This window comes from Haloferax sp. s1, from assembly GCF_058382125.1.
The window spans coordinates 7,971-12,837 of sequence record NZ_JBZRPK010000658.1 but is presented as its reverse complement, the minus strand read 5'-3'; the positions used below and the strand labels follow the sequence as shown (position 1 = coordinate 12,837).

At 64.4% G+C, this 4,867-nt stretch carries 1 protein-coding gene and 1 pseudogene; both read left to right on the top strand.

Going from position 1 to position 4,867, the window contains the following annotated elements; translation table 11 throughout:
- Nucleotides 1–273 precede the first annotated feature (273 nt).
- Nucleotides 274–3,003 (top strand): DNA mismatch repair protein MutS, encoded by a 2,730-nt coding sequence (mutS, locus tag QT222_RS15415; RefSeq protein WP_491477671.1) that lies wholly within the window; start codon nucleotides 274–276, stop codon nucleotides 3,001–3,003.
- A pseudogene (mutL, locus tag QT222_RS15410) lies at nucleotides 3,000–4,847 on the top strand (DNA mismatch repair endonuclease MutL); the annotation flags it as partial. The gene mutS and the pseudogene mutL, both read left to right, overlap by 4 nt.
- Between the last annotated feature and the right edge of the window lie 20 nt (nucleotides 4,848–4,867).

The window sequence follows — 4,867 nt, the reverse complement described above, 5'->3', positions numbered from 1 at the left end:
TAGCTCAGGTTATAATTAAACAGAGACAAACTACATTGTAGTGCAATCATCTTGTAGTATACTGGCCGTGGACAGCTAGACAGGAACGGAATCGGGGTGGGATGTCTCAGTTCATCTATAGTAGCGTTTGCAACTGGTGACATATCCGATCGCACGACACCGGTCAATCGAGTGTGCACTGACTTGCAAGCGCTACTATAGGACCGGTCGTCGCACGTTCATCCGGGACCGGTCATCGTAGTATTTTATCCGCCGGCCCACGCACGTGCGGACATGACTACTCAGGGAATCGTCGGACAGTTCCTCTCGTTGAAAGAGGAGACCGACGCCGACCTGCTCGCCATGCAGTGCGGTGACTTCTACGAATTTTTCGCTGACGACGCCGAGACGGTCGGACGCGAACTCGACCTCAAAGTGTCCCAGAAGTCGTCGCACGGGTCGTCGTACCCGATGGCGGGCGTGCCACTGAACGACCTGACGCCCTACCTCAAGGCGCTGGTCGAGCGTGGCTACCGGGTCGCCGTCGCCGACCAGTACGAGACAGAATCGGGCGACCTCCGCCGACAGATTACGCGCGTCGTCACACCCGGCACGCTCCTCGAAACCTCGCGCGCCGACGCGCAGTTCCTCGCCGCCGTCGTGACCGGCAGCGACGGTGTTGGACTCGCATTCGCCGACATCACGACCGGGCAGTTCCTCGTCACCGAAGCCAAGACCGTCGACGACGCCGCGGCCGAACTCTACCGCTTTGCACCCGTGGAGGTCCTTCCCGGCCCCGACCTCCGAGCCGACGACGAGACGCTTTCGCGCCTGCGCGAGGCCACGGACGCCTCCTTCTCGCTCTTTTCGACCGAAGCGTTCGCACCGGGGCGTGCCCGCCACGCCGTCCGCGAACAGTTCGGCGAATCCACCGTCGAGAGCGTCGGTCTCGACTCGGAACTGGCAACCCGCGCGGCGGGCGGCATTCTCGCCTACGTCGAAGAGACGGGCGCTGGCGTCCTGCGGTCGATGACGCGGTTGCAGGTGTACCACCCGAGCGACCTGCTCGAACTCGACGCGACCACCCAGCGGAACCTCGAACTCACAGAGACGATGCACGGCGACCGCTCGGGGTCGCTTTTCGACACCATCGACCACACCGTCACCTCGCCGGGCGGTCGCCTGCTCCGCGAGTGGCTCACCCGCCCGCGACGCGACCGAGATGAGCTTTCGCGTCGACTCGACGCCGTCCAGTCGCTCGCGTCCGCAGCTCTCGCCCGCGAGCGCGTCCGAGAGGTACTTGACGGGGCTTACGACCTCGAACGACTCGCCTCGCGCGCCGCCTCGGGAAGCGCAGGGGCGAACGACCTGCTTTCCGTCCGCGACACGCTCGATGTCCTCCCCGCGCTCACCGACGCCATCGAAGGAACCGAACTCGCCGACTCACCGCTTGCCGAAGTCGTTTCTCGGCCTGATGGGGATGCCGCGGCGGGACTGCAAGCCGAACTCGCCGACGCGCTCGCCGAGGACCCGCCAAAGACGGTCACGCAAGGCGGCTTGTTCCAGAAAGGCTACGACGACGAACTCGACGGACTCATCGAGCGACACGAATCCGCGAAGTCGTGGCTCGACACCCTCGCCGACCGCGAAAAGCGCCAACACGGGCTTTCACACGTCACGGTCGACCGGAACAAGACGGACGGCTACTACATTCAGGTCGGGAAGTCCGTCGCCGACCAGGTACCGGAGCACTACCGGCAGATAAAGACGCTCAAGAACTCGAAGCGATTCGTCACCGAGGAGTTAGAGGAAAAAGAGCGCGAGGTGCTTCGACTCGAAGAAGCCCGCGGCGATTTGGAGTACGAACTCTTTCAGGACCTCCGCGAGCGAGTCGCCGCACACGCCGAACTGCTGCAGGACGTGGGCCGAACCATCGCCGAAGTCGACGCGCTAGCGTCTCTCGCTACCCACGCCGCCGGAAACGGCTGGACCCGCCCGGAACTCACCGATGCCGGACCGCTCCGCATCGAGGCCGGTCGCCACCCCGTCGTAGAGACGACGACCGAGTTCGTCCCGAACGACCTGCACATGGACCGCGAGCGCGGCTTTCTCATCGTCACCGGACCGAACATGTCCGGGAAATCGACCTACATGCGACAAGCGGCGCTCATTACGCTTCTCGCGCAGGTCGGCAGTTTCGTCCCCGCCCGGTCTGCGACCATCGGCGTCGTCGACGGCATTTACACCCGCGTGGGTGCGCTGGACGAACTCGCACAGGGTCGGTCCACGTTTATGGTCGAGATGCAGGAACTCTCGAACATCCTCCACTCGGCGACCGAAGATTCGCTCGTTATCCTCGACGAAGTCGGCCGCGGAACTGCAACCTACGACGGAATCTCTATCGCGTGGGCCGCGACAGAGTATCTGCACAACGAGGTGCAGGCGAAGACGCTCTTTGCGACTCACTACCACGAACTGACGACGCTCGCCGACCACCTCGACCGCGTGGCGAACGTCCACGTCGCCGCGGACGAGCGAGATGGTGACGTGACGTTCCTCCGAACCGTCGTGGCCGGCCCTACCAACCGGAGTTACGGGATTCACGTCGCCGACCTCGCGGGGGTTCCGCGCCCCGTCGTAGACCGCGCTGGCGACGTACTCGACCGACTCCGCGACGAGAAGGCCATCGAGGCGAAAGGCTCCGGGTCGGCCGAACCCGTACAGGCCGTCTTCGACGTGGGAAGCGGACAGATGAAAGTCGCCGAAGGCGACGGCAGTCCCGCAAACGGGTCCATGGAACACTCGACACGAGACGATTCGGCGGCTGGCGCACCCGGAAACGGACAGATTGGTGCCAACTCCGGCCTCGAATCCGAACCCGGTTCCGAACCCGGCCCCGAACTCGACCCCGAGACCGAAGCCGTCCTCGACGAACTGCAATCGACCGACGTGAATGCCACATCACCCCTCGACTTGATGGCGAAGGTGCAGGCGTGGCAGTCGAAACTGGAGAATGAAGAATGACGGAGATTCACCAACTCGACGAGAAGACCATCCAGCGAATTGCCGCCGGTGAGGTCGTCGAACGTCCCGCTTCGGTCGTCAAAGAACTGTTCGAAAACAGCCTCGACGCGGATGCAACGCGGGTCTCCGTCGCGGTCGATTCCGGCGGCGTCGAAGGCGTCCGCATCCGCGACGACGGCGTCGGCATGAGCGAAGCAGATCTCGAACTCGCCGTCCGCGAGCACACGACGAGCAAAATCGGCGACATAGAGGACCTCGAAGCGGGTATCGGAACCCTTGGCTTCCGCGGCGAGGCGCTCCACACTATCGGTGCCGTCTCGCGAATGACTATCCGGTCGAAGCCCCGCGGCGGCGACGTGGGTACCGAACTCCGGTACGAAGGCGGCGAAGTCGAGGAGGTTCGGCCCGCTGGCTGTCCAGAGGGAACCGTCGTGGAGGTCGAAGACTTGTTCTACAACACCCCCGCGCGGCGGAAGTTCCTCAAGACGACGGCGACCGAATTCGACCACGTGAATACTGTGGTCACCCACTACGCCCTCGCAAACCCGGACGTGGCCGTCTCGCTGGAACACGACGACCGAGAGGTGTTCGCCACCGAGGGCCGAGACGACCTCCAATCGACCGTCCTCTCCGTGTACGGCCGCGAAGTCGCGGAGTCGATGGTTTCCGTCGAGCACGACGTACCCGGTATCTCGGTCTCCGGTCTCGTGAGTCATCCCGAAACGACACGCAGTACCCGCGACTACCTCTCGACGTTCGTCAACGACCGCTACGTCACGGACCGAGTGCTCCGGGAAGCCGTCCTCGACGCCTACGGCGGGCAACTCGACGCCGACCGCTACCCGTTTGCGGTGCTCTTCGTCGAGGTCGCACCCGACGCCGTGGACGTGAACGTCCACCCGCGCAAGATGGAAGTTCGGTGGGACGAAGAACCAGAGGTCAAACGCGAAGTGGCCGACGCGGTCGAAGACGCCCTGTTGAATCACGGACTCGTCCGCTCGTCGGCCCCGCGGGGTCGCTCGAAGGCCGACGAGGCGGCTATCGAACCCGGCGAGCCAGACGAAGCGGACGCGGGCACCGTGGTCGAATCCGCGGACCCGCACGAGGTTCACGGGCCGGCCGACGACCAAGGAGACACGGAGCGCCCGACCGCGAGAGATGTACAATCGGCGCGAGAGGGACGGGAAGAACGGAAGACCCGAGAGGCAGGAAAGACGAGTTCCGAGCAGTCGGAATCGGACACCACCGATTCACCTGAACCGGAATCGTCGACTAGAGAGACGACCACGTCGGCAACACAGCCTTCCCAAACGTCACCGCCGCCGACACCGCCCCGCAAGTACGACCTTGCGCCGGGACCGGAGGCGACAGAGCAGTCGTCACTCGACACCGGACCCGCAGAGTCGTCGGCCTCCGCGACCGATTCGACACCCGCAACCGAACCGTCGCCGTCGACAGGTGAATCCGAATCGTCGCCGCCGACCGAATCTACTCCGTCGCAGTCGCCATCGGGGCGCATCAGTGCCCCGACAACCCAGCGCGACCTCTCGGGCGGTGAAGCGAACCTCACACCCGAATTCGAGTCGCTGCCGTCGATGCGCATCCTCGGCCAACTGCTCGACACCTACATCGTCGCGGAGACGAGTGAGGGGTTAGTCCTCGTGGACCAGCACGCCGCCGACGAGCGGGTGAACTACGAGCGTCTGAAGAACGAAGTCGAAGGCGATACGCCGACACAGGCACTCGCCGAACCGGTCGAACTGGAACTGACAGCCCGTGAGGCGGCGCTGTTCGAGGATTACCGCGAGGCGCCGGCGCAGGCCGGCTTCCACGTCGGCCGGACCGGCCAGTGAACCCGCCTGGG